This window comes from Marinicrinis lubricantis (assembly GCF_042658665.1).
In the GTDB taxonomy this organism is placed as follows: domain Bacteria; phylum Bacillota; class Bacilli; order Paenibacillales; family KCTC-33676; genus Marinicrinis; species Marinicrinis lubricantis.
Genome location: NZ_JBHSQV010000010.1, coordinates 72813 through 97437, shown reverse-complemented (window position 1 = coordinate 97437; position 24625 = coordinate 72813). Strand labels below are relative to the sequence as shown.

23 protein-coding genes are annotated in these 24625 nt (G+C 48.2%); 21 read left to right on the top strand and 2 right to left on the bottom strand.

The features are described from left to right. Positions 1 to 80: 80 nt before the first annotated feature. The 4 genes from ACFPXP_RS01995 (at position 81) to ACFPXP_RS01980 (ending at position 4039) form a co-directional block, all read left to right on the top strand. Positions 81 to 848: an SDR family NAD(P)-dependent oxidoreductase gene (locus tag ACFPXP_RS01995; protein ID WP_379891890.1), complete on the top strand. Its 768-nt coding sequence runs from the start codon at positions 81 to 83 to the stop codon at positions 846 to 848. Positions 849 to 868: 20 nt separating this feature from the next. After that, complete coding sequence (locus tag ACFPXP_RS01990; RefSeq protein WP_379891888.1) at positions 869 to 2944, top strand: alpha-glucuronidase family glycosyl hydrolase; 2076 nt, start codon at positions 869 to 871, stop codon at positions 2942 to 2944. 193 nt (positions 2945 to 3137) lie between these two features. Then, positions 3138 to 3782, top strand: coding sequence for a hypothetical protein (locus ACFPXP_RS01985; protein ID WP_379891886.1), 645 nt, complete (start codon positions 3138 to 3140; stop codon positions 3780 to 3782). Beyond that, a complete protein-coding gene (locus ACFPXP_RS01980) occupies positions 3779 to 4039 on the top strand; it encodes a hypothetical protein (protein WP_379891884.1) in 261 nt (86 codons plus the stop codon). Before ACFPXP_RS01985 ends, ACFPXP_RS01980 begins: the two co-directional genes overlap by 4 nt. On the opposite strand, the gene ACFPXP_RS01975 is transcribed toward ACFPXP_RS01980, so the two are convergent. Continuing rightward, positions 3988 to 4224, bottom strand: a complete 237-nt coding sequence (locus tag ACFPXP_RS01975; protein ID WP_379891882.1) for a hypothetical protein — start codon at positions 4222 to 4224, stop codon at positions 3988 to 3990. The two genes, ACFPXP_RS01980 and ACFPXP_RS01975, sit on opposite strands and share 52 nt — an antisense overlap. Positions 4225 to 4258: 34 nt before the next feature. On the opposite strand from ACFPXP_RS01975, the gene ACFPXP_RS01970 reads away from it, so the two are divergent. The 15 genes from ACFPXP_RS01970 (at position 4259) to cyoD (ending at position 19188) form a co-directional block, all read left to right on the top strand. Next, positions 4259 to 4453, top strand: a complete 195-nt coding sequence (locus ACFPXP_RS01970; RefSeq protein WP_379891880.1) for a hypothetical protein — start codon at positions 4259 to 4261, stop codon at positions 4451 to 4453. A gap of 30 nt (positions 4454 to 4483) precedes the next feature. Continuing rightward, entirely contained in the window at positions 4484 to 5002 is a 519-nt protein-coding gene (locus ACFPXP_RS01965; protein WP_379891878.1) for an S-layer homology domain-containing protein, read from the top strand. A 275-nt stretch (positions 5003 to 5277) separates the two neighbouring features. Then, the gene (locus ACFPXP_RS01960; protein WP_379891876.1) at positions 5278 to 6684 is read left to right on the top strand and encodes an MBOAT family O-acyltransferase; all 1407 of its coding nucleotides are present in this window, start codon (positions 5278 to 5280) and stop codon (positions 6682 to 6684) included. 16 nt (positions 6685 to 6700) lie between these two features. Then, a complete protein-coding gene (locus ACFPXP_RS01955; protein ID WP_379891874.1) occupies positions 6701 to 7942 on the top strand; it encodes a DHHW family protein in 1242 nt (413 codons plus the stop codon). A 233-nt stretch (positions 7943 to 8175) separates the two neighbouring features. After that, a complete protein-coding gene (locus tag ACFPXP_RS01950) occupies positions 8176 to 9285 on the top strand; it encodes a Gfo/Idh/MocA family protein (RefSeq protein ID WP_379891872.1) in 1110 nt (369 codons plus the stop codon). Between the two features lie 54 nt (positions 9286 to 9339). Beyond that, the gene (locus ACFPXP_RS01945) at positions 9340 to 10092 is read left to right on the top strand and encodes a sugar phosphate isomerase/epimerase family protein (protein WP_379891870.1); all 753 of its coding nucleotides are present in this window, start codon (positions 9340 to 9342) and stop codon (positions 10090 to 10092) included. 24 nt (positions 10093 to 10116) lie between these two features. Beyond that, positions 10117 to 11088, top strand: a complete 972-nt coding sequence (locus ACFPXP_RS01940; RefSeq protein ID WP_379891868.1) for an AraC family transcriptional regulator — start codon at positions 10117 to 10119, stop codon at positions 11086 to 11088. Positions 11089 to 11187: 99 nt separating this feature from the next. Continuing rightward, on the top strand, positions 11188 to 12252 hold the full coding sequence (locus ACFPXP_RS01935) for an oxidoreductase (RefSeq protein ID WP_379891866.1): 1065 nt from the start codon (positions 11188 to 11190) through the stop codon (positions 12250 to 12252). A gap of 93 nt (positions 12253 to 12345) precedes the next feature. After that, positions 12346 to 13179 (top strand): sugar phosphate isomerase/epimerase family protein, encoded by an 834-nt coding sequence (locus ACFPXP_RS01930; protein ID WP_379891864.1) that lies wholly within the window; start codon positions 12346 to 12348, stop codon positions 13177 to 13179. A 10-nt stretch (positions 13180 to 13189) separates the two neighbouring features. Then, on the top strand, positions 13190 to 14560 hold the full coding sequence (locus tag ACFPXP_RS01925; RefSeq protein ID WP_379891861.1) for an MATE family efflux transporter: 1371 nt from the start codon (positions 13190 to 13192) through the stop codon (positions 14558 to 14560). Between the two features lie 144 nt (positions 14561 to 14704). After that, positions 14705 to 14983 (top strand): hypothetical protein, encoded by a 279-nt coding sequence (locus ACFPXP_RS01920; RefSeq protein ID WP_379891859.1) that lies wholly within the window; start codon positions 14705 to 14707, stop codon positions 14981 to 14983. Between the two features lie 258 nt (positions 14984 to 15241). Then, on the top strand, positions 15242 to 16252 hold the full coding sequence (cyoA, locus tag ACFPXP_RS01915) for a ubiquinol oxidase subunit II (protein WP_379891857.1): 1011 nt from the start codon (positions 15242 to 15244) through the stop codon (positions 16250 to 16252). Between the two features lie 14 nt (positions 16253 to 16266). Further along, complete coding sequence (locus ACFPXP_RS01910) at positions 16267 to 18243, top strand: cbb3-type cytochrome c oxidase subunit I (RefSeq protein WP_379891855.1); 1977 nt, start codon at positions 16267 to 16269, stop codon at positions 18241 to 18243. Next, positions 18243 to 18854, top strand: coding sequence for a cytochrome o ubiquinol oxidase subunit III (gene cyoC, locus ACFPXP_RS01905; protein WP_379891853.1), 612 nt, complete (start codon positions 18243 to 18245; stop codon positions 18852 to 18854). The genes ACFPXP_RS01910 and cyoC overlap by 1 nt, the downstream gene beginning before the upstream one ends. Position 18855: 1 nt before the next feature. Beyond that, the gene (cyoD, locus tag ACFPXP_RS01900) at positions 18856 to 19188 is read left to right on the top strand and encodes a cytochrome o ubiquinol oxidase subunit IV (RefSeq protein ID WP_379891851.1); all 333 of its coding nucleotides are present in this window, start codon (positions 18856 to 18858) and stop codon (positions 19186 to 19188) included. Positions 19189 to 19338: 150 nt separating this feature from the next. On the opposite strand, the gene ACFPXP_RS01895 is transcribed toward cyoD, so the two are convergent. Further along, positions 19339 to 21525, bottom strand: a complete 2187-nt coding sequence (locus ACFPXP_RS01895) for an alpha-galactosidase (protein WP_379891849.1) — start codon at positions 21523 to 21525, stop codon at positions 19339 to 19341. Between the two features lie 255 nt (positions 21526 to 21780). Here ACFPXP_RS01895 and ACFPXP_RS01890 point away from each other — a divergent pair, with 255 nt between their 5' ends. Next, positions 21781 to 21963 (top strand): hypothetical protein, encoded by a 183-nt coding sequence (locus tag ACFPXP_RS01890; protein WP_379891847.1) that lies wholly within the window; start codon positions 21781 to 21783, stop codon positions 21961 to 21963. 482 nt (positions 21964 to 22445) lie between these two features. After that, complete coding sequence (locus ACFPXP_RS01885) at positions 22446 to 24464, top strand: methyl-accepting chemotaxis protein (RefSeq protein WP_379891845.1); 2019 nt, start codon at positions 22446 to 22448, stop codon at positions 24462 to 24464. Positions 24465 to 24625: the final 161 nt, after the last annotated feature.

Genomic DNA, 24625 nt, shown 5'->3' with positions numbered 1-24625 from the left:
CTGATGCATATCAGGAACGTTTAAAATGTAAGCGCAATCTTTGTTGCTTGAGAACACATAAGGGAGAGGGTGATCGGTTCATGTTGTTAGCAAACCAAGTTGCACTCATTACGGGAAGCGGCAGAGGCATTGGTGCTGCGATTGCCAGGCGGTTTGCGGCGGAGGGCGCTTCGATCGTTGTATCGAGCAGAACCGCGGAGCAAATCGAGGAGCAGGCCGCGCATATTCGCCAAGCTTACAGTGTTCCGGTTTTGGCGGTTCCATGTGATGTAAGCGACCCGGCTCAAGTACAGGCGATGGTGGAACAGGTGATACAGCATTTTGGGAAAATCGATATTTTAGTCAACTGTGCCGGCATTACGATGGTATCTCCCTCGGAGGAGCTGTCACTAGAGAATTGGCATCGCTGCTTATCGATCAATTTGGACGGCACCTTCCTCTGCTGCCAGATGGTCGGCAAACAGTGGATCAGCCAAGGGACGGGCGGCAAAATCATCAATATTACCTCGATTGTGGCACATGCGGCAATTCCCCAGCGAGCGGCCTATGCGGCAAGTAAAGGCGGCGTCATGCAGCTGACACAAAATTTAGCGGTCGAATGGGCGCCGCACGGCATCCGGGTCAATGCGATCAGTCCTGGCTTTATTCGAACGGAAATCGTTCAGGAGTTGATTGATAAGGGAATTCATAAGCCGGAAAAAATGGTTGCTCGGATTCCTGCAGGAAGATTAGGTGAAGTAGAGGACATTGCAGGACCTGCTGTTTTTTTGGCAAGCTCCTTGTCCGAATATGTGACGGGAACTATTATTAAAGCGGACGGCGGCTGGCTGGCTAACGGTTATGTTTAATTAGGGAGGAGAGCGAGGATATGGGAGAGCGGGGCAGCGGCCGCGCATATGAAGCGTGGCTCAGTTATTCGCAGCGGGGGGGTGACGTGCAAATACCGAACCCGTATAGGCAATGCTTCGAGCATATCGTGGTTGCGGAGGAAACGGATATCGTACATTCAGCCGTTGAGGAGCTTAAGCATGCGATTTCCGGTATTCTAGGTCATATGCCGACGGTCACGTCGGTCCTGGATACTCCATGCGCAATTGTTCTAGGAACGACGGAGAGCTTATCCAAGCTGGGTGGATGGATTCAGGACGAAGAAGCAGGCAAGCTGACGGATGAAGGTTATTTAATGAAGACTGTGGAAACTGAAGGAAAGCTTATCATTGCAGGTCGCAGCGATCGGGGCGTCCTGTATGGGACCTTCCATTTCATCAGACGGCTTTGTATGAATGAAGATTTATCAAGACTGAATATGGTGGAAAATCCAGCGAATGAACTTAGAATGATCAACCAATGGGACAACATGGATGGAAGCATTGAGCGGGGGTATGCCGGAAGATCCATATTTTACGATCAAAACCGCTTCACAGCAGATGAGCAGAGAATACGAGATTATGCAAGACTCCTTGCATCCACCAGCATCAACGCGATCGCAATCAACAATGTAAATGTGCATGAACGGGAAACGAAGCTTATAACGGCAGAAGACCTTCCAGACGTTGCTAGACTCGCCGGAATCTTTAGAGATTACGGAATCCGCTTATTCCTCAGCATTAATTTCGCCAGCCCGATTCAATTGGACGGAATCGATACGGCTGATCCGCTTGATCCACGTGTGCGTGAGTGGTGGAAGCGCAGAGCCGCAGAAATCTATGCGCATATTCCCGACTTCGGCGGGTTTCTGGTGAAGGCCGATTCGGAGCACAGGCCGGGGCCCTTTACATATGGCAGAGATCACGCGGACGGCGCCAACATGCTGGCGGAAGCCCTTGAACCTTATGGGGGACTCGTCATTTGGAGATGCTTCGTCTATAACTGTATGCAGGATTGGCGAGACCGTTCTACCGATCGGGCCAAGGCTGCATTCGATCATTTCCAACCGCTCGACGGTCGTTTTCACAGCAATGTAATGCTTCAAGTAAAGAATGGCCCGATGGATTTCCAAGTGAGAGAGCCGGTATCTCCCTTGTTCGGAGCGCTGAAGAAGACAAATGAGGTGCTGGAGCTGCAGATTACACAGGAGTATACGGGCCAGCAGCGGCATCTTTGTTACCTCATACCGCAGTGGAAGGAAGTGCTTGCGTTCGATACTTACGCACGCTGGAAAGGAAGTACAGTAGACCAAATCGTCAGCGGAAAGCTGTTTGGGCGTCCGCATGGGGGCATCGCAGCTGTATCGAACATCGGAAATGACGAGAACTGGACGGGACATCTGCTGGCACAGGCAAATTTGTTCGGCTTCGGGCGTTTGGCATGGGATCCCAGGTTATCGAGTGAGCAAATTACAGATGAATGGGTGCGGATGACTTTCGGCGAGGACACGGAAACAAGATCGATCATCAGCTGCTTGCTGCTTCAATCTTGGCGTACGTATGAGGATTACACCGCTCCATTAGGCGTCGGATGGATGGTGAATCCCGATCATCATTATGGACCGAATGTGGACGGATACGAATATTCCCGCTGGGGAACCTACCATTTTGCCGATCGTGACGGAATCGGCGTAGACAGGACGGTAAAAACAGGCACAGGATACACTGCTCAATACTACGAACCGAACGCGTCCATGTATGAATCACCCGAAAGCTGTCCCGATGAGCTTTTGCTCTTTTTCCATCACGTCCCTTACACGCATCCGCTGAAGTCAGGAAAAACGGTGATTCAGCACATTTACGATACTCATTTTGAAGGTGCGGAGAAAGCGGAACAGATGATTAGCGAGTGGACGAAGTTGAAAGGGAAAATCGATCACGATCGGTTCGAGCATGTACTGAAAAGACTTATTGAGCAAGCGGATCATGCCAAGGAGTGGCGCGATATCATCAATGCGTATTTTTACCGCAAGAGCGGCATTCCTGACCGGAAGGGAAGGACGATCTATTCATTTTGACCTTTTCGAAGGTCTTTTTTTTAACGCAAACAGAACGATGTAAACCGTGTAGAAAATTGGAAAAAATTAGATAAATTTAAGCAATTGGGGGTAAAGCCCTATGGTATAATTTACCTGCATTTATACCATCAGACTTCATCTGTACTTGAATAAACAAGTAAAGGAGGAACACGATCATGCGTGATCCTAAGAAATGGCTTTGCTCGGTGGCTTTAAGGGGATGGTTGCGTTCTCGGCATTCGCGATGACCGCAGCAGCAGATTCGTATGTCGGTGAAGCAGAACAAATGTTTCAAACCGTAAACAAGATTCAGGATGGGCAGCAGCAGCTGCTTTCGCAAATGTCGGAGGCCCAAAATGAAGGGAATCAAGCTCTGGCTTCTCAGCTGCATGCGCAGTTTGAGCAGAATGAACGGAATTTAGAACAAATCGGCATATCTTTCGCTCCGATCGATTTAACGAAATCGAAGCTAGATATCGAAACCTTAATGACGATGGTTCAATCTCAAAGAAGCAGTATGCTGGAAGCACAGTTAGAACAGCAAGTCCATGCGGTGAAAGAACGGAATGAGCAAATTTCTAGACTGCAGCAAGAATTAATCGCAGCTCAGCAAGCGGGGGATGAACAAAAGCTATCGGAGCTGAAGGCGAAAATCGATCAATTGAGCAATGCGAGTCAGATGGATATGATTCGACTTCAATCTCTTACGAACAAACGGAATGAAGCCTTTGAGTTGATGACCGACATGATGCGAAAGAAAGATGCAGGAGTTACAATCGAATATCATCGGAAATATGCGATGAAGATGCAGGTAGAAAGGAGCGACCGCCGCTCGTGAGCCAAGGAATAAGACGATGTCTAAAGGTGCTGACGATCGCATTCTGTTTTACTTTATGTCTCGTCTCGTTACGGATAACTCCATCGTTGGCTGAAGCAAACAACGAGGCAGCAGAAGGATCGGAACCGAAAGTCGTATCGATTGGGGCTGTTCTGCCATTAACCGGGGAACTGGCGTCGAAGGGTATGATGACAGAAGCCGCCATTCAGACGGCCGTTTCTGTAGTGAACGAATACCACCGCTGCGTTCCGGTCTGAACATCCTTCAACCGCTCCACCTCTGCACTAGACCCTGCGATAATAATTTGAATCCCTTCCTTGCGAAGCTCTTCCGCCTGAGAATGGCGCGGTGCTGTTGTAGCTGATTTTCGATTAAGCGTTACGGCTGTTGATAGCGACAGCGATCCAGACCAGTCCCTTTCAGCTGTGTTTCCGGAAGCCATCTTCGCCTATGATATTCCGTGGATGCTGGCTTCGGTGTTTGAACAGATGGAGCAGCCAGGTGATTCTGCTGAACTGAAGGAAAAGCTGATTTCGTTGTCTGAAATGTACGCAGGGGCGACTGGCTGGATGGTTTTGGACGAAAAGGGTGACCGAAAGTACTCATTATATGATATTTGGCAGCTGCAGAACGTTTCCGCTTCCTTCGAGTGGAGCCGAATAGGGGAATAAAGGAGGACACCTGGGCTGCCTGGCTATATTGTGTACGAAGAAGCCGGTAATACAGAGACGATGCTGCCGCCCCTCGATCTATTCATTGGGCCCGAAGGGGAAGTCATTGATTTGGAACAAGAGGTGAGCCGGGCGGAATTTGTTTATTTGCTTGCCAAGGCATTCGAGCTTCAGGGTGATGTTCATTTGGAGCTTCCCTTTACGGATGCAGATCGGATCGATTCCAGCGTCCGCGACGCAGTCGGGGCAGCTGTGCAGGAAGGGATTGCGGCCGGCTGGAGTGATGGCAGCTTTCGACCAGATCAACCGATTACCCGCGCAGAATTGACCGCGATGCTCGTGAAAGCACTGCAATGGCCGATTATTGAAGCGACCGCTGACAATCTGACGGGGTTTGATCAGGTGCCCAAATGGGCCGAAAGCTATGCAGCAACAGCTTCAGTCCATCAGCTATTCACTGCCGGAGAGGATGATCGTCTCGCTTTCAATGAGCCGGTCACAGGCGCAGAAACGATGCTGTTGCTGCTGCAGTCGCTGAAGCTTAAATAACGGATAAACGATAAAGGGCATGGCCAATTAGGCCGTGTCCTTTATTTTATAGTTCGATCAGAAACAAGAAGGGTGCACACCATTTGTCGGTAGGAAAATAGAAATACATGTCGAATGAAGTGTTCTAAGGTCGAGGAATCTTTACGCTGAATACCTGCATCGCTTCGTTTTACAGCAGACTCCTGATATAATAGTTTAGTCAAACAATTTGTCGAAGAGCACATTCGAATGAATCTATGAAGAATGGATCTATTTCAACGTAGGAGGCAACCCTTTTGGTATTTTCGAGTCTCGTTTTTTTATACGTATTTTTGCCGGTTTTGTTTTTGCTCTATTTTAGCTTTAAGCATACGGGCTACCGAAATTGGATATTGATTATTGCATCCTTCCTGTTCTACGCATGGGGGGAGCCGGTGTGGGTTTCGCTGCTGGCTGTAAGCGCCTTGATTGCCTATATGTCCGGGCTGTGGATTGATAAGTATCGGGGCACAGACCGAAGCAAGCTCATCCTAGCCTTATCTGTAAGTATCAACCTCCTCATGCTCATATTCTTTAAATATGTCGGCTTTCTCGTGGATACGGTAAGCGACCTGCTGCGAATGGACATCCCTTATAATGATCCGGGATTGCCGATTGGAATTTCGTTTTTTACGTTTCAGGCGATATCCTATCTGATTGACGTGTACAGAGGGGATTTGGAAGCGAAACGATCTCCAGTCAAACTGCTGCTCTACTTGTCCTTATTCCCGCAGCTGATTGCAGGTCCCATTGTAAGGTACACCGATATAGAGAAAGAAATAGACAATCGACGTGTGACGCTTTTCGGATTTAATGAAGGCATCACCCGGTTTTTGATCGGTCTAGGTAAAAAGGTCATCTTCGCCAATATGGTCGGAGAAGGCGCAACATTATTTTTGGATGGTGACCTAGGAGAGCTGTCCGTGATGGGAGCTTGGCTGGGTATTACACTGTTTGCGCTGCAAATTTACTTTGATTTCTCCGGTTACTGCGATATGGCCATCGGTTTAGGTAAAATGTTTGGCTTTACATTTCCGGAGAACTTCAAGTATCCGTACATTTCGCTTTCAGCTTCGGATTTCTGGAGAAGGTGGAATTTAACGCTGGGCAGCTTCTTCAGAGATTATGTATATATCCCACTTGGCGGGAATCGTCGTTTTTATATCAGAAACCTATTTGTCGTTTGGTTTCTGACAGGCTTGTGGCACGGTGCCAGCTGGAACTTTATTTTCTGGGGGCTGTACTTCGGGGTTCTTATTTATGTGGAGCGTATGTTCCTGCTGCGCTTGCTGAACAAGCTCCCCCGTATCGTGTCTCATGCATACTTGGTTTTGATGATGCTGTTGGGTTGGGTGTTATTTTATTTTACCGATCTCGAACGAGCGATCGACTTTTTCCAGACACTCTTTGGTCTCGGTACAGGAGGACTATATAATCTAGAGGCGTGGCTGTACATCAAGGACAATCTGTACTTGATTGCTGCCGCAGCCATTGGATCGACTCCGATCGCTCGGGTCGCCGTCAGCTGGCTGTTCAAACGAACAGCTCAAGGGTCTGCGGTTCGCAATTTAGTCGTTTCGGCGTTCAATCTGCTCATATTAGTCGTATGTACGGCGCTGCTTGTCGGCAGCACGTATAATCCGTTTCTTTATTTCCGGTTCTAGAAGGGGGGCTTAACATATGCTGAAAAACGGAAAATGGAATGTATTGTTGTTTTTGGCGCCTCTATATTTGCTGTTTATTTTGTTTTTAGCAGGGATCGGAAAAAGCGATGTTTCTGATTTGGAAATGCGCAAGCTGCAGGAAAGACCGGTATTGACATGGGACAGTTTATGGTCAGGTCAATATTTTAGAGACTATGAAAATTATGTAGCCGATCATTTCGTATTTAGAGAACCTTTTTTGAAGCTGAGCACCTTCCTAGGAGAGCTGCGCGGAGGTATAGGTGAGGAGGGGGTAGAGATCGTCTACAACAATCCGGGTCAGCAGCAGGCGCCGGCGGGCGGCGGTGAGGAGCAGGAACCGACGGAAAGCCAGCTGTTTGATAATTACATCGTCGTTGGCAACAAGGCCGTGTTCCTATATTATTATACGCCTCTGGCAGCCGAAACCTATGCGGAAACGATGAATCAGTTCCAGGCGAAGCTCGGTAAGGATATTCCGGTTTACTCATTAATTGTACCGACCTTGACGGATTTTATTGACAATCCGGATGTCCGAAAGCTGTCGCCCTCTCAGAAGGAAGCGATCCAATACACCTATGATCATTTCAATGAAGGCGTCACAGGAATCGATGCGCATGCTCTATTGAACGATCACAAGGACGAATATACGTATTTCCGAACCGATCATCACTGGATATCATTAGGTGCTTATTACGCCTATGAAGCTTTCATGAACGAGCGGGAAGAGCAGCCTGTTCCACTAGAGGATTATGAGAGCTGGTCGATCATAGACTTTTTAGGTACAACGTACAATGCGACATTGCAGCCTAAGCTTGCGGAAAACCCGGATCAGATTACGGTATATGAGCCATTCGTGGATTATGAGTACTTACGGGAGAAGAATGGGAAAATGCTGTCCGGCCAAGTAGTAGATGCGGATTATGCCAGCGATTACGGAAAGTTCGCCGTCTTTCTCGGAGGAGATTCCCCGTGGGCGGAAATCGAGACCGAAGTGGAGAATGGAAAGAGCCTGCTGATCGTGAAGGATTCGTATGCCAATCCGTTTATCCCGTTCCTGCTGCCTCATTATCAGCATATTTATATTGCGGACATGCGATATTATGAGGACGACTTGATTCAATTTGTTCGTGATTCGAACGTGGATGAAGTGCTGTTCTTGAACAGCTCTTCCGTTACATCACATACAGGGTACACAAGGCTGCTGATTGACAAGTTTGGCTTGGATATTCCTTATTAAATAAACGCCCTGAAAAGGGCGTTTTTCTTTTCCGATATGGAAATCAAATAAATCCAGAAAAATCACATTTTCATCCATTGAGGTTACAAGCCGATTACGTAATAATGATCGTGGGAGATACGAAAAATGCGGCTGTCTGATATGAAACTTAATACAGACAGCCGCAACATTGACAGCGATTACATGAAATGCGGAAAGGCCATTATATTTTCAATAGGAAGGAATGATTGCACGTGGATAAGGTCAAAATCGGAGTTGTCGGCTGCGGTCAAATTAGTAATATTTATTTGAAGAATTGTACAGGGATGTTCAGTCATATGATAGAGGTTCATGCCGTCGCTGATCTGGTGCCTGAGCTTGCACAGAAACGGGCAGAAGAGTTTGATGTGCCTCATGTATATACCGTGGAGCAGCTTATGGCAGATCCGCAAATCGAAATTGTACTGAATTTAACGGCACCTGCTGCACATGCTCTTATTAACCGACAAGCGCTTCAGGCCGGCAAGCATGTATATACGGAGAAGCCTTTCGCCTTGACGAAGGAAGATGCAGACGAGGTGCTTGCCCTCGCGGAGGAGAAAGGGCTGCGTGTGGGATGCGCTCCCGATACGTTCATGGGTGCCGGGCTGCAGACGTGCCGCAAGCTGATCGACGAAGGCTGGATTGGCACACCATATGCGGCAAGCGGGACGATCTTAATGGGAAATGCATCCGGCGGCATGCATCCGAACTTCCAAAACTTCTTAAAGCTGGGCGGCGATCCAATCATGGATATGGGTCCGTATTACTTGACGGCTCTTGTCCACTTGCTCGGTCCTGCCCGTAGAGTAACGGGATCCGCCGGTCAGCTCAATCAAGAAATTACGGTGAACAATCCGGCGTCACCGCGGTTTGGCGACACCGTTCCAGTCGAAGCGCCGACGAATGTAACGGCAACGATCGATTTTAAGAGCGGGGTCATCGCCAGCCTGCAGGCGGCGAAGGAAAGCTTCGGTTATACGCCAAGATTGGAGGTATACGGAACGGAAGGAATTCTGTACGTACCGGATCCAAACTTCTTCTGGGGACCGGTTTCCATCAAACAGCCAAACGGCGAAACGAAGGAAATCCCGCTGACGCATACATTTGCAGAAGAAAGCCGCGGCATAGGCATTGCGGATATGGCTGCAGCGATTCGTTCCGGCAGACCGCACCGGGCAAGCGGAAAGCTGGCGCGTCATATCCTTGATATTTCTCTAAGTATCTTTGAAGCGTCTCAGACCGACAGGCATGTTCACATCGCTACCGATTGCGAACGCCCAGCACCGCTTCCGCTGGGACTGAAATATAACAGTTTGGACTAATTCCATATCCGCTAGGTTTATATCCATTCCATAAATAAGAAAGGATGAAGATCAATGAAAAAATTTCCTTTAGCTCTGCAGCCGTATACGATTCGCGAGGAACTGAAATCAGATTATTTGGGATCGCTTGAGAAAGTAGCGAAGCTTGGTTATCAAGGGGTCGAATTGGGACTTCCTCCGGAAGGGATGACGATTGAGGAACAGAAAAGCCATCTGGACAAATTCGGCTTACAAGTGATTGGAAGTCACGGAAGCTTGGAAAAGTTAACGAACGATCTGGACAGCATCATCAGCTATTTGCACACCGTAGGCGGAAAATACGTAACGCTGTCCTCAAAATTCGATACGAAGCAAGAGGTGCTGGATCAGGCGAAGCAGTTTAACAGCATCGGCGAAAACTGCCGAAAGCAGGGTATCCAATTTCTGTATCATAACCATCATTGGGAGTTCGTTCAGTTTGACGGCAAATACGCGCTTGATATCTTATTGGAAGAAACAGATCCGGAACTTGTGAAGCTGGAGCTGGATACGTACTGGGTGAAGCGCGGCGGGGAAGAACCGGCACAATACTTAAGAAAGCTGAAAAACCGCTGTCCGCTGCTGCATATTAAAGATGTGGAAGCGGGAGAAGAGCAATTTTTTGCGGAAATCGGTGAAGGTATATTAGACTTTAAGGAAATTGCAGACGTTGCGGAACAGATTGGAACCGAATGGCTTGTCGTAGAGCAGGATCAATCCCGCAGACCTGTCTTCGAAAGTCTGGAAATCAGCCAACGCAATTTGGCGAAGATGGGCTTAATTGAGTAATAGAGAAGTAAGTGAGGGGTTTGAATGAGCAGAACCGAAGCGACAGATCAAATGGAAAAAGCAAAAGGGGAGCAGGTGTCTTCACAAGTGCAGGATACGGTGCAGCCAAATCCTCATATTTTGCTTCCTAAAATCAACGTGGTTGGCGATGTGGTGAAGAAAAGTGGTACAGGGCTCGGCCCGCGCCAAATCGGAGATTACGAGCTGCTCTACTTCCCAGACAGCACCAGAAGCGTTTACTGTGTTGAGGATCGAGCTTATACTCTGAGCGAGCCGTGCTTTGTTGTTACCCGCCCCGGCGAGCAGCACACTTATGCGTATGATCCAATTCAGCCATCGCGCCATCTGTTTATCCATTTTGATTTTTCAGACCCTTCTTTTAAGGATCATCCGCCGTGGCCGATCCTGCAGCAGGGCGGCCCCAGCTATTTCCCCATCGAAGGGGATCTGCTTTTCGGGATGATGAAGCAAATCTTATATATTGCTTATGCGTATCCGAATCGGCTGCAGCAGCGGGGAAGCACGCTTCTATTAGCCCTGCTGGAGGAGATCAGCGGAACCGTAACCGAACCATCGCCGGCGGAGCAAGCGATCGGTATCCCTCCGCAAATTACGAGGGCGCTTGAGTATATCGAACAGCATTTGAGCGATCCAATCACGGTCGATGGCTTAGCGCATGCGGTGGGCTGGACACATGAGCACTTTTCCCGTACGTTCGTACGTCACATCCGCCGGACGCCAAGGGAGATGATCATCCAACGCCGCATCGAGCGTGCATGTCAGCTGCTGTTATATAGTGATGAGAGCATCAAGGATGTAGCCTTTGCCGTCGGTTTTAACGATGAGAATTATTTCAGCCGAGTGTTCAAGACGGTCAAAGGGATGACGGCGACGCAGTTTAGAAAGAAATATTTCAATCACAGCTATCGGGATCTGTATCCGGTGAAAAAAGGCGATTCCTTGTATCCAATGAACTGGATCTTCGTTCAGCCCTAAGTAAGGATGACTGGCGTTAAGACCAGATCAAGTCCCTGATTAGCATGCATTCCATCATTTTCAGCCGTCGCATCATATGAGAAATGGGGGAGGAAGCGAATGAATCAAACCAATCAAATTCGAGTTGGACTTATTGGCTATGGCTTTGCCGGACGCACGTTTCATGCACCGGTCATCACCACCGTTCCACAGCTGAAGCTCGCCAAAATTGTCCAACGAACCGGGAATACATTGAAGGAGCGCTATCCTTGGGTGGAGATCGTACGTGACGTTCAAGATTTGTATCAGGATGAAACCATCGACCTAGTCGTCATTACAACACCGAGCACGAATCACTTTGAATTTGCCAGGGATGCGCTTGCGGCAGGAAAGCATGTCATCGTAGAAAAACCGTTTACGACGACGACGGCCGAGGCGGATGAACTGATTCGATTGGCCAAGGAAAAGGGAAAAGTACTCAGCGTATTCCATAATCGAAGGTGGGACGGGGACTTTCTCACGCTAAAGGAGATCGTCCAGCAGCAGCTTCTAGGAACGGTGAAAGAAGCGGTATTCCAGTGGAACGGGTACAGACCATTGGTGAACCCGGCAAGGTGGCGTGAAAGCGCCGAGAAGGGATCGGGTACGTTTTACGACTTAGGCGTTCATTTTCTGGATCAAGCGTTGAATCTATTCGGCGTTCCGGCAGCGATCGACGCAGATATTCGAAAGCAGCGGGACGGAGCGGAAGCAGACGATTATTTCGATGTGCAGCTGATGTACAACGACGGACTTAAGGTCCGCTTGAAGTCGTCCATGCTGGTGCGCGAGCCAGAGCCTCGATATGTGCTGCACGGAACGAAAGGCTCTTTCGTGAAATACGGCATTGATCCACAAGAGGCGGCTCTCATAGCCGGGCAAACTCCTGATGCGGTGAATTGGGGCAAGGAAGCGCCGGAGCTGTGGGGGAAGCTGAATACGAATGTAGGCGCGCTTCATATGGAAGGGCGCATTGAGACCCATGCAGGCTGCTATCCTGCTTACTTTCAAAACGTCGCGGAGCACATACTTGGCCAATCTGAGCTTGCTGTGAAAGCAGAAGAGGCTCGGATGACGATTCGCTTGATCGAATTGGCATACCAAAGCGCCGCGGAACAAAAAACGATCATCGTCGATATGCAGTAGAAGTTTAGGCTGCTGCGAACGCTCCGGCCACGGTGCCGGAGCTTTTCATTTAGAACCATGAAACAACAATAAATAGAGGCAGGTGCACCCGAAATGATGTTTCCTTTTCAAACGGCATTGAACGCATCCACACTGTTTCCCTTCCAATTAGATGTGAAGGAACAAATTCGCATCGCCGCGGAAGCGGGGTACGAAGGTATTGAATTGTGGGTGAGAGATATCGAAGCCTTCTTGGCAGGAGGCGGCACGGTACAGGAGTTATCAAAGTATATTTCGGATACAGGAATTTCACTAGTGAATGCGATCGCTTTTTTCAAATGGGCAGATGCCGATAAGGAAGAGCGTAAAAATGGATTTGAACAGGCGAAGCGAGAGATGGAGATGCTCGCACAGTTAGGCTGCGATGCCGTAGCTGCTCCCCCTTTCGGGAACGTTGAAGGTGTAACGCTGGAGGAGATGGCGGACTGTTTTGCGGAGCTGGCAGCGATCGCGCACGGCATTGGCATTCAGCCGTATTTGGAATTTTGGGGAAGAGCGAAACAGCTGTCTACCTTGAAGGATGCGATTCAAGTCGCCAAGCTGAGCGGTGTTCCGGATGCAGCGATTTTGGCCGATCCATTCCATATGTATACCGGGGGCAGTAGAGTAGCCGACTTCAAACAATTAGACGGCATCCGCATCGGGATCGTTCATGCCAACGACTATCCATCAGCACCGCCGCAGGATGTCATCGCGGACAAGGATCGTGTATTTCCCGGTGACGGAGTCGCGCCGCTGACTGAGCTTACGCAGCTGCTCTATGAGCAGGATTACCGCGGTTATTTGTCCCTTGAGCTGTTTATTACGGACTATGGCACACAGTCTCCACTCGATGTGGCCTTACACGGCTTGGAGCGGATGAAGACAGCATTTACGCTGAAGGACTGAAGGAGATCACGTGAGAAAGAAACCATATACATCGGCCGTCAAGCTTTCCTTGTTTGCCATCACATGGCCGATTTTTATTGAATCGGCGCTGCAAATGCTGATGCGCACGTCCGATACGTTCATGCTGAGCCGATTGTCTGACTCCGCTGTCGCTGCGGTCGGTGTCGCCAATCAGCTGATCATGTTTACGATCTTGATTTTTAATGTCGTCTCTCTTGGTTCCTCCGTCGTCATTATGCAGTATCTAGGAGCTCGAAAAACAGACGAAATCGGTCAAATGGCAGCGACAGGCATCGCACTCAATTTCATATTCGGCTTGCTGATGAGTCTAATGATTACAATTTTCAGCGGTCCGCTGCTAAGGATATTCGGATTAGAGACCGAGTTATTGAAGCAAGCCCAAACTTTCTTGTATATTGCGGGAGGGGCATTGTTCATACAGGCGCTCCTCATTGCGGTCATTGCCATTATTCAAGCTCATGGTTATACGAAATTTACGATGTTCGTAACGATTGGGATGAACGCACTTAATATTTTGGGGAATTACGTCTTTATTTATGGCGCTTGGGGCTTTCCGCAGCTGGGAATTACAGGGGTTGCGATCGCTACGGCCTTTAGTCAATTGGCTGCGCTGATTATGAACCTTATCGTCTTGACGAAGGTCGTTCATGTACGGATGAAATGGAAGCAGCTCTTTCACTTTAGACGAGATCATGTCGGCAAAATGCTGAAGGTGGGGCTTCCATCATCAGCAGTAACGATGTCTTACTCGATCAATCAGCTGGTGACAACCGCAATCATCGCAACGCTTGGAGCCGAAATGCTGGCGGCTAAAATATATACATCCAACATTCAATTTATGGTGACGATCCTCGTTATATCCATTGGGAAGGGCATGCAGATCATGGTCGGCCATCTCGTAGGCGCGGGGGAACTGGAAAACGCATATACACAGGTTTTCCGAAATTTAAGACGGAGCATGATCATTACGCTGTCCGCCGTGGCGATCATCTTTGTATTTAGGGTGCCCCTGCTCCACTTGTTTACCGGGAATTCAGCCATCGTCTCGATTGGGGCAACGCTGCTTCTGATGTCCTTTCTGCTGGAGCCGGGTAGAAACTGCAATGTCATTATCGAGAAATCGCTTCAAGCGGCAGGGGATGCACGGTTTGCGATGCTGACTTCTATTATTGTCACTTGGAGCTTCAGCGTACCGCTGACATACTGGCTTGGGATCCATATGGATTATGGGATGGTCGGGATTTGGGCAGCCTTTATCGTGGATGAATGGCTGCGGGGCATCATCCTCTGCTGGCGTTGGAAGAGTAAAATTTGGGAAAGGAAATCACTGGTATCTTCAAAGCAGAAAGTAACGGTGTAAAGGTGCAAGCGGATCAAGAAATGCTCCTCTCCACAAATTTGTACATTTTTTGATCAAAAATTGAACAAAATTTGAACAAATCCGATCGAATTGTGTTATAATGGTGACAGGAAAGCACTTACAAACGAATCGGGAGTGTTGAGCATGACGACCAAAACAGCTGCGGCAAATAGAAACCAGAGAAGTGAGCGGGATGTCAATCGGCTCGTACGAATTATGACGGGTGCGGCTTGGATTGCTTTAGGCTTTGGATTGCTGCTCAGTTTAATGAATCTTCATCATTTTAGTGATCGGAATACGTCACTAATGGTCGGTATCGGCTTTATGGTAGGCAGTGTTCATATTTATGTCATTCGCACCGCTATTGATCTGGTGCATCGTCGGGAAGAGAAGATGGAAGAAGCAGAAGGGCAGCTCCATTAAGAGAATGAACGGAGCCCTATCATAGATGGATACCCGGAACCCCCTTTAAGACCGTGTCTTGAAGGGGGTTTTTTGCTGCCGAGAAAACACATTTGTCGTTTCGGTGAAAACTTTTTTACAGAAAAAAGTCGACTTCTTGACGTATTTGTTAAGTCCGCAGATAAATATCACTTAATCTGTTATCTTAGGATTACAAACACCGCGTCTGAGCGTAACAAGCGAATAGATCAAGGTGGGACTACTTAGGGGAGGATTGACATGAAACAACCGAAAAAGGCATTCCGCTATGCACTGCCCTTATTATTCGTGCTAATGATTACGTTGTTGTCCGGATGCAGCGACATCATGGTCATGGACCCGAAGGGGCCGATCGGGGAAAGCCAAAAGGACCTTATAATTCAGACGATGATTTTGTGCGGCATTATTTTAGTTCCGGTACTTGCACTTGCGGCCTATATTGTTTTCCGTTATCGAGATAAACCAAACAGTAAAGCTACGTACAAGCCGAATTGGTCTCATAACAATACGCTGGAAGCCGTATGGTGGGGCATCCCGATTGTAGTCATTATAATCCTTGCCGTCATAACCGTGCGAGGAACGTATGCGCTTGAGCCTTCCAAGCCGATCGAATCGGAAAAGGAAACGCTGGTTATTCAAGCGACATCATTAGATTGGAAATGGCTGTTTAAATATCCTGAGCAAGATATTGCTACGGTAAACTACGTACAGATTCCGGAAGATGTTCCTATTCGTTTCGAGCTGACGTCCGATGCACCGATGAATTCGTTCTGGATTCCGCAGCTGGGCGGTCAGATGTACACCATGTCCGGCATGGCGATGAAGCTTCATCTGCAGGCAGATGAGCAGGGCGTATACTATGGTTCCGGAGCAAACTTCAGCGGCGAGCACTTTGCGGATATGAATTTTGAAGTTCATGCAACCTCGCAGGAAGAATTTGATCAGTGGGTGGAAGAAGTGAAGGCGACGGGCGAGCCATTAACAATGGAGGGCTACGAAGCATTGGCCGAGCCAGGCACGTCAGAGCCGCAGTTCTATTCTACTTTCCCAGAAGGACTGTTCGAGAAAATCGTAACGAAATATACGGTGGATGGACATGGTGCCCACAGTGGACACGGTGCAGTAGAAGCAGATGACGCTGAGGCGGAAGAAGCCGATGCTGAGATGAATCATATGGATCATGAATCGATGGATCAACAAGAAAATGAAGCTGAAGCTGCAGTGTCTGATGAACACGCAGATCATCATTGAGAGGAGGCCCCTTCATGCTGGATAAAATCAAGGATTTTGCATCCGAGTTTTTTGTCACTGGCGATCCGCTGATCTTGGGAGCGCAGGTTAGTATTGCGCTAGCCATGGTGGCGATCGTGTTCGTGCTGACGTACTTTAAGAAATGGGGCTGGCTGTGGCGCGAATGGCTGACCACAGTCGATCATAAAAAAATTGGTATTATGTATATTATCTGTTCCATTTTGATGCTGTTCCGCGGAGGCGTAGATGCGCTCTTAATGCGGCTGCAGCTGGCAATGCCTGAAATGGAATTTCTGCATGCCGACCATTATAATCAGATCTTTACGACACACGGCGTCATTATGATCTTCTTTATGGCGATGCCGCTCATGTTCGGTTTGTTCAATATTATCGTACCGCTGCAAATCGGAGCAAGAGACGTGGCTTACCCGTTCTTGAACTCCTTAAGCTTCTGGATGTTCTTCTTCGGAGCGATGCTGTTCAACGTATCGTTCGTTATCGGGGGATCTCCGGATGCGGGCTGGCTCGCATATCCACCGTTATCGGAATTGTCCCATAGTCCTGGTGTAGGCCAGAACTTCTATATATGGGGAATTCAGATTTCAGGGATCGGAAGCTTGGCGACAGGAATCAACTTTATCGTCACGATTCTGAAAATGCGTGCGCCAGGCATGAAGCTGATGAAAATGCCGATGTTCAGCTGGTCGGTTCTGTCTTCCTGTGTCACGATTATTTTCGCCTTCCCGATTTTGACGATTACACTGGTATTATTATGGCTTGACCGTTTTGCCGGAGCACACTTCTTTACATTAGACGGCGGCGGCAATCCGATGATGTATATTAACCTGATCTGGATGTGGGGTCACCCTGAGGTATATATTGTCGTACTTCCTGCGTTCGGTATTTTCTCGGAGGTTGTCGCGACATTCTCTAAAAAGAAATTGTTTGGATATAAATCGATGGTCTTTGCTCTGATGAGTATTAGTATCGTCTCCTTTACGACTTGGGCGCATCACTTCTTTACGATGGGCTCCGGAGCGAACGTCAACGCGTTCTTCGCTGTGACGACCATGATTATTGCCATCCCGACCGGGGTGAAAATATTTAACTGGCTGTTTACGATGTATCGAGGGCGCATCACCTTTTCGACGCCAATGATGTGGTCGATTGCCTTCATTCCGTGCTTTGTCGTCGGCGGGATGACGGGGGTTATGCTTTCGGTAGCTCCGGCTGACTTCCAGTTCCATAACAGTTACTTCCTGATTGCGCACTTCCACCAAGTATTGATCGGTGGTGTTGTGTTTGGTTACTTCGCAGGCTTGTATTACTGGTGGCCTAAGATGTTTGGCTTCAAATTGAATGAGCATCTAGGTAAATGGGCATTCTGGTTCTGGAATATCGGATTTTATGTCTGCTTCATGCCGCAGTACGTTGTCGGCTTGGACGGTATGACCCGCCGGACTTATACGTACGATTTTGATATGGGCTGGGGGTCGCTTAACCTCGTATCTACGATCGGTGCGTTCTTGATGGGGCTTGCGTTCATCTTCCAAGTATGGCAGATTGCATACAGCATTAAGCATCATAAGAAAGAAACGTCAGGTGACGCTTGGGATGGACGTACATTGGAATGGTCCATACCATCTCCGGCGCCTGTATACAACTTTGCGGTTCTTCCGAAAGTGGATGAAATTGATGATTGGTGGGAGAAGAAGCAAAAGCTGGGGGGAAAGGCTCCAGCTGCCGCTTCAGAATCACAATACGAACCGATTCATATGCCGAAGAACTCCGGACTTCCATTTATCAAATCGGCGCTCTGGTTTTTTGCCGGATTCGGCTTCGTATGGGAATGGGCTTGGCTTTACATTCCTGCGATGATCGGTGTACTGATCTGCATGATTGTACGGCAGTTCTCGTACGATACGGATTATTACATTCCTGTCGATGAAGTGAAGAAAACGGAAGCCGCGACAAGGGGGTTGACGGTATAATGGCACAATCTACAGCACACGGAGCGCATGACGCTCACGCACATGAGCATCACGATCATGAATCGCTGAAGACGTTTGGCTTTTGGATCTTTCTGATTACGGACTTGATTATGTTCGCTACATTGTTTGCGACATATATGGTTCTTCGAAACAATACGAGCGGCGGTCCTACGGGAGAAGAGCTGTTCTCGATGCCTGGAATTATCGCCTCAACCTTCATTTTGCTGACCAGCAGCTTTACGAGCGGATTGGCCGTACTGGCGATGAATAAGGGACAGAAGAATCAAATGCTCGGCTGGTTGATCGTAACAGCATTATTAGGGGCTTCGTTTATTGGATTGGAAATCACAGAGTTTAGGCATCTGGTGCATGAAGGGGCAACGATAAGTACGAGTGCGTTCTGGTCTGCATTTTACGCTCTGGTCGGTGCCCATGGCTTGCACGTAACGATCGGTTTGTTCTGGATGATCGGACTCATGCTCCAGCTTAAACAACGCGGCGTTACGCCGGTGACGAAGCGCAAGGTTGACGTTCTCAGTTTATATTGGCACTTCTTGGACGTCGTATGGATTTTCGTATTTACGTTCGTATATTTGATGGGGGTGATGTAAGATGGCACAAACGAATTCGTCTTCGCAGCATACCCATGGTGAATCTCATGGATCGCTCAAGTCATATGTCATCGGATTTTTGCTTTCCATCATCTTAACGATTATTCCGCTCGTTGTCGTGTTGAATGACATGATGGGCCGTACGGCAAGCCTCGTGGTGATGCTTGGGGCAGCGATTTTGCAGTTCGTTGTTCAGCTCGTATTCTTCATGCACCTGAAAGAAGGGGAGAATGCGCGGTGGAATATGATGGCGCTGCTGCTTGGCATTATCATCTTACTGCTCGTCGTAGTCGGTTCGATTTGGATTATGACCTACAATGCGGTAGCCCATTAATGGAATAGATTAAGGAAGAGCCCCTCGTGCTTTGAAAAAGCAGCGAGGGGCTCTTCGGTGTTTACAGGTTTGTTGAGATACTGCAGCGGGCGCACATCGGTCGAAAGAGGTACGCCCCCATTTGCTTGCTGCATGCCGATAGGCTGTCTTTTATAGTTTCCGCAGCTTCCAAATGACGCTTTGGAAGTCTCCGGTCAGCCGAGGCACCGCCAAACCGGCATACATCAGTTCATCGCCGCCTGCGGATCCCTCCTCACCTTCAATCGTATAATCCGCGTTCGGATCAAGACCTTTCAAACGCAAAGTGGAGAGAGGCTCATTCGGCTGTGCCAGCACTTTGAAGTATGCGATTAATGCTTCGCTCAAATCTTGGGACACGAACATCCACGCGGCTTCGTTGCCCTCGAATGGGCTGAGCAGGCGGTAATAGGTGCCGAACTGGATGAGAGAGCGATTCTCCTTATAGAAGTCGACCTGCTGCTTGACCAGTTCCTGTTCTTCTTGACTAAACTTCGTTAAGTCCAGCTCATAGCCGAAATTGCCGGACAGCGCGACATCGCCTCGCATTTTGAGCGAGGTGATACGGTGTACCTGGTGGTTCGGTACGGCCGAGACGTGCGAACCCATCGTACTGACGGGATAGACGAGACTGGTGCCGTACTGAATTTTAAGCCTGGATACGGCATCCGTATTGTCACTCGTCCAGGTTTGCGGCATGTAGTGGAGGATGCCGGGATCGAAACGACCGCCGCCTCCGGAGCAGCTCTCGAACAAAATGTGCGGGAAACGGGTCGTGATTTGTTCCATCACCTGGTAAAGACCCAGCATGTACCGATGTGCCGTTTCACGCTGTCTTTCGGGAGGGAGAGCGGCGGAACCGATCTCTGTCATATGCCGATTCATATCCCATTTCACGTAAGTAATCGGTGCAGAGGACAGAATGTCGGTCATCATCTGAATGATGGCGTCGCAAACTTCCTTGCGTGAAAAGTCGAGAATGAGCTGACCCCGTCCGGTTGATCTGTGGCGATGCGGGACGTGAAGACACCAGTCGGGGTGTTTGCGATACAGCTCGCTGTCCTCGGAGACCATTTCCGGTTCGAACCATAATCCGAACTGCATGCCAAGCTCTTTAACACGGCGAACCAAATCCTCAAGTCCATCCGGCAGCTTGCTTCGGTCTACGAACCAGTCACCGAGAGAAGTCGTATCATCATCGCGATGTCCGAACCAGCCGTCATCCAGCACGAACAGCTCCAGCCCAAGCTCTCGGCCTTTGCTGGCAATGTCCACAATTTTATCTGCTGTGAAGTTGAAGTAGGTTGCTTCCCAATTGTTGATCAGAATCGGCCGCGGCTCGTCGCGGAATGCTCCCTTGCAAAGACGCGTTCGGTACAATTCATGGTATGTTCTCGACATGCCGCCAAGCCCGGTATCGGAATACACCATCACGACTTCGGGAGTTTGAAAAGTCTCACCCGACTCCAGCAGCCACGAGAAGTCAAAAGGGTTGATACCGATGGACACGCGCGTCGTATGGAATTGATCCACCTCAATGTTGGCTGCGAAATTTCCGCTGTATACGAGACTGAAGCCGTACACCTCACCATGATCCTCCGTGGCGTCTCTTCTTGCTAAAGCCAGGAACGGATTATGCTGATGGCTGCTTGCGCCGCGGCGGCTTTCGAAGCCTTGGTTTCCTGGAATGAGCGACCGTCTGAACAAGTTTCTTTCATTGCCCCAAGCACCAGACAGCTGTATTAGATCCATCTGATCATCACGAAAATCGACACTTGCACTGAGTGCTCGAAGCAGCTTGATCGGATGCTCACCTCTATTCTCGAAATGGACCGACCGGGTGATGACATTAAAATCATGGTAGACCGTATACTGCAGAATGCACTTTAAGCCGAGAAATTCGTCCCACAGTTCAATCTCCAAGCTGTCCGCTTCGGATGAAGACTCCACATAAGTTGCGGGCAGACCTTCGAGCTTCGGTTTACCAGCGAAGATGCGATGGTTTTTGTACCTGAGATCGGAGATCGTCGATCCACCTGCCGCTTGAATTTGATAGGCGGGTATACGGAAGTCCGAATTGCCGTATGCCGGATATTCTTGGGGCAGTGTGTCTAATGAAAAGCTTCGGTCTCCATGAATCGGGTTCGGTGAGAACGCCCTGTCCAAGAACCGAATCGGATTAGAATTGCGGAACTGCCTTAATTTTTTTCCGAAATACAAATGGGCCAAGTAGCCTTCTTTTACAATCTGAAGCACATAGCTAATATCCTTGGCGGTTAAATGAAATGCTCGAAGCTGTTCATCAAATACAATTCCCATAACGATGACTCCTTTATGAATAAAGATAACTGCATTTCCAATCTAGCCTGTGCGTGACGTCTGCTGTTAAACGATGCGGTCTAATACTCATCTTATCGGAACAATGAAGCACCTGCAATCGCTTACTTGCTACTGGGGGGGATCAGCTCTTGATGCCGCTGAGGGATAGGTACATATTAGCATTGACAGCTGCAAACGAATGGGTATGATAAGGGAAGAGTTTCTCATTTCACTTTCCAATGAGGTGTCGCTTAAATGACCGAATCATCAAAAAAAATATCGTTAGCGGAAGCAGCGAAGCAAATGCTTGCTCAAAAAAAGCAGGCACAAGCCACGGCAGCAGGTCAACAAGGCAAGCATCAAAAAAGCAGCAATCAGACGATGAAAAGTCAACTCACCAAGAAACCGAACAATCAAAGAAAGCGGATGGGCGTGTAATCTCATCCCGGTCATAATGACAGGAGGCCAACGAATCGTGTTTTTTATGAACACATTTAGATTCGTTGGTTTTTTATGATAGAGGTTGATTTATATGATTACGCTGTCATTGCGAAGCTTCGCAAAAAGTGATTGAAACATGCCTCATCGAAATGATATAGTAGTCAAATAGGAAAAAGGAACTATACATACATATTGAAAATTGACAGCAGGAAAATGACTATAAGGCTGCCATGTTGGAAGATGGACTGACTGAACCGATGAGGTATCTATGCTCTGTTCGATTCGATGAAGCCCAAAGGGCTTTTTTTTTATCGAGTTTTTTTGTCGAATTCAGTAAAAATATGTCGGTAATGTAAGAGTTGAAAGGGAAAAATCAATCACTGTCCATCTCGTGTTGCATGGGGTTAAATTCTTATGGCTAACCGTTTTTAAAGAAATATATACATAACAATTTACATCACAGAAAGGGAAGGACATCTATGAAAAAACTAAAAAACATCAAGTGGTCGAGGCATTTTAATATCCGTACCCGGCTTATTATTGCATTTGTATTTATTTTAATCATTCCCACGATCATTATTTCCGTGACTTCTTACCAGACCGCAAAGAATAAAATTGAAGAGCAAATGATTGGCGCAGCGGAGGAGAATGTGACTCTATTGGATGAGCTGCTGCAAAATTATATTCAGAGCAAGGTTGGAGATGTCAAATTGATTTCCGATTCGATCTCAGCGGAAGAGATTACAGCTGAACGGGAAGGATCGAATATTGGAGTAAATTCAGCTGTCAGCATGGAGATTGATCGCTACCAAAAAATTCATCCTGAGGTCGAAGCCGTTGTTATCGGTACGGATACGGGATTGTCATTGCTTTCGAATCGAGATATAAAGCTTCCGCCCGATTTCGATCCGCGAACAAGATCATGGTATACCGAGGCCGTGGCACAGCCCGGTGAAGTGATTGTTACGTCGCCTTACGTATCCCAAGGTTCTGGCAATCTAGTGGTAACTTTAGCTGCAACGACAGCAGATGGATCTGGTGTAGCCGCGGTGGATATTCTGATGAATGAATTTCAAACAATCGCAGGCAGTGTAAAGATTGGAAACGAAGGATATGTCTACATTTTGGATGAAAATCGAAATTACGTCGTGCATCCAACAGCGGAGATCGGTACGGAGGCTTTAAAAAATGTGCAAAATGACAACTTGTACTTAAGCCATTCCGGAACGTTTGAATATATTTTTAAAGATGGCACACCGAAGAAAATGGCCTTTGTGACGAATGAGCTGACAGGCTGGAAGCTTGCCGGAACGTTCTCTGTCAGTGAAATTAATGATGAATCCTCAACCATCGTGGATGTGACCATGCTTGTGCTCGGTATTTCGTTCGTCGTGGGTATTTTACTGATCTTTTTGATCATTCGTTCCATTCACCGACCATTAAAGACGCTTGTCCAAATTTCGAAAAAGGTCAGTGAAGGAGACTTAACGCAGAAGCTGCAGCTGAATTCCCATGATGAATTAGGACAGCTTGGAACGAGCTTTAACGGGATGATTGAGTCGCTTCTCCAATTGATTACGGAAGTGAATGACAAATCGGAGCAGCTTGCGGCTGCCTCACAGCAACTAGCGGCGGGTGCGGAGCAAAGCAGCAAGACGAATGAACAAATCAGCGATATGATCCAGCAGGTCGCCGAAGGGACCGAAAGCCAAGTTGGATATGTCGAGAAGACCTCCGGTGTGATCGGCAGTCTGGATCAATCGGCGCAGCAAATTGTGGAGCAAACCCAACAGGCGGCTGACGTTTCCGTTGATGCATCTCAGAAATCCGAGAAAGGCCGCGTGGTCATTGAAGAAGTAGTTCGGCAGATGGAAACCATGAATGTGATCGCGGGTGAGCTGTCCAATGAAATTGAGCAGTTAGGGAAGCAGTCCAGAGAAATTGGAGAAATTACAGGTGTCATTACGGGTATTGCGAACCAAACCAATATGCTCGCACTGAATGCCTCCATTGAAGCGGCGAGGGCTGGGGAACATGGCAAGGGCTTCGCCGTCGTAGCCAGCGAGGTGCGTAAGCTGGCGGAGCAGACGACAGGATCGGCGGATCAAATTTCAGAGCTGATCGGCAGCATCCAAAATAGGACGCAGAAAGCCGTCGAATCAGTGCAGATGGTTACATCTAAAATGCGGGAAGGCAAGGATGTAGCTTATACCGCGGGAACTTCATTCGCGGATATCCAGCAGCGAATTTTTGAGGTTTCCGGACAGTTAAGAGAAGTGTCTGCGTCCTCTAAGGAAATGACGGAAGAAATGAAAAATGTCGTCACTGCGATTGATTCTGTTATCCGTATTTCAGAACAGACCTCGGCGGGAATGCAGAACGTTTCCGCATCGACAGAGGAACAGCTTGCCGCTTCGCAAGAAATTACGGCTTCTGCCAATTCCTTATCCAAGATGGCAGAGCAATTGCAGGAGGTCATCAGCAAATTTAAAATATAATGAAGGAAAGCAAAATTCAACATGCAGCACCGGAAACGGTCTCTCCACTTAGAGGCCGTTTCCTTTTTTGTCCAGCCATGGACGGTAGCCGTTTTTGTCCGCACAATGTTACTATTAGTAGAGAAGATCACAAACCTGCATGGCGAAAGGGTGCGAGACCC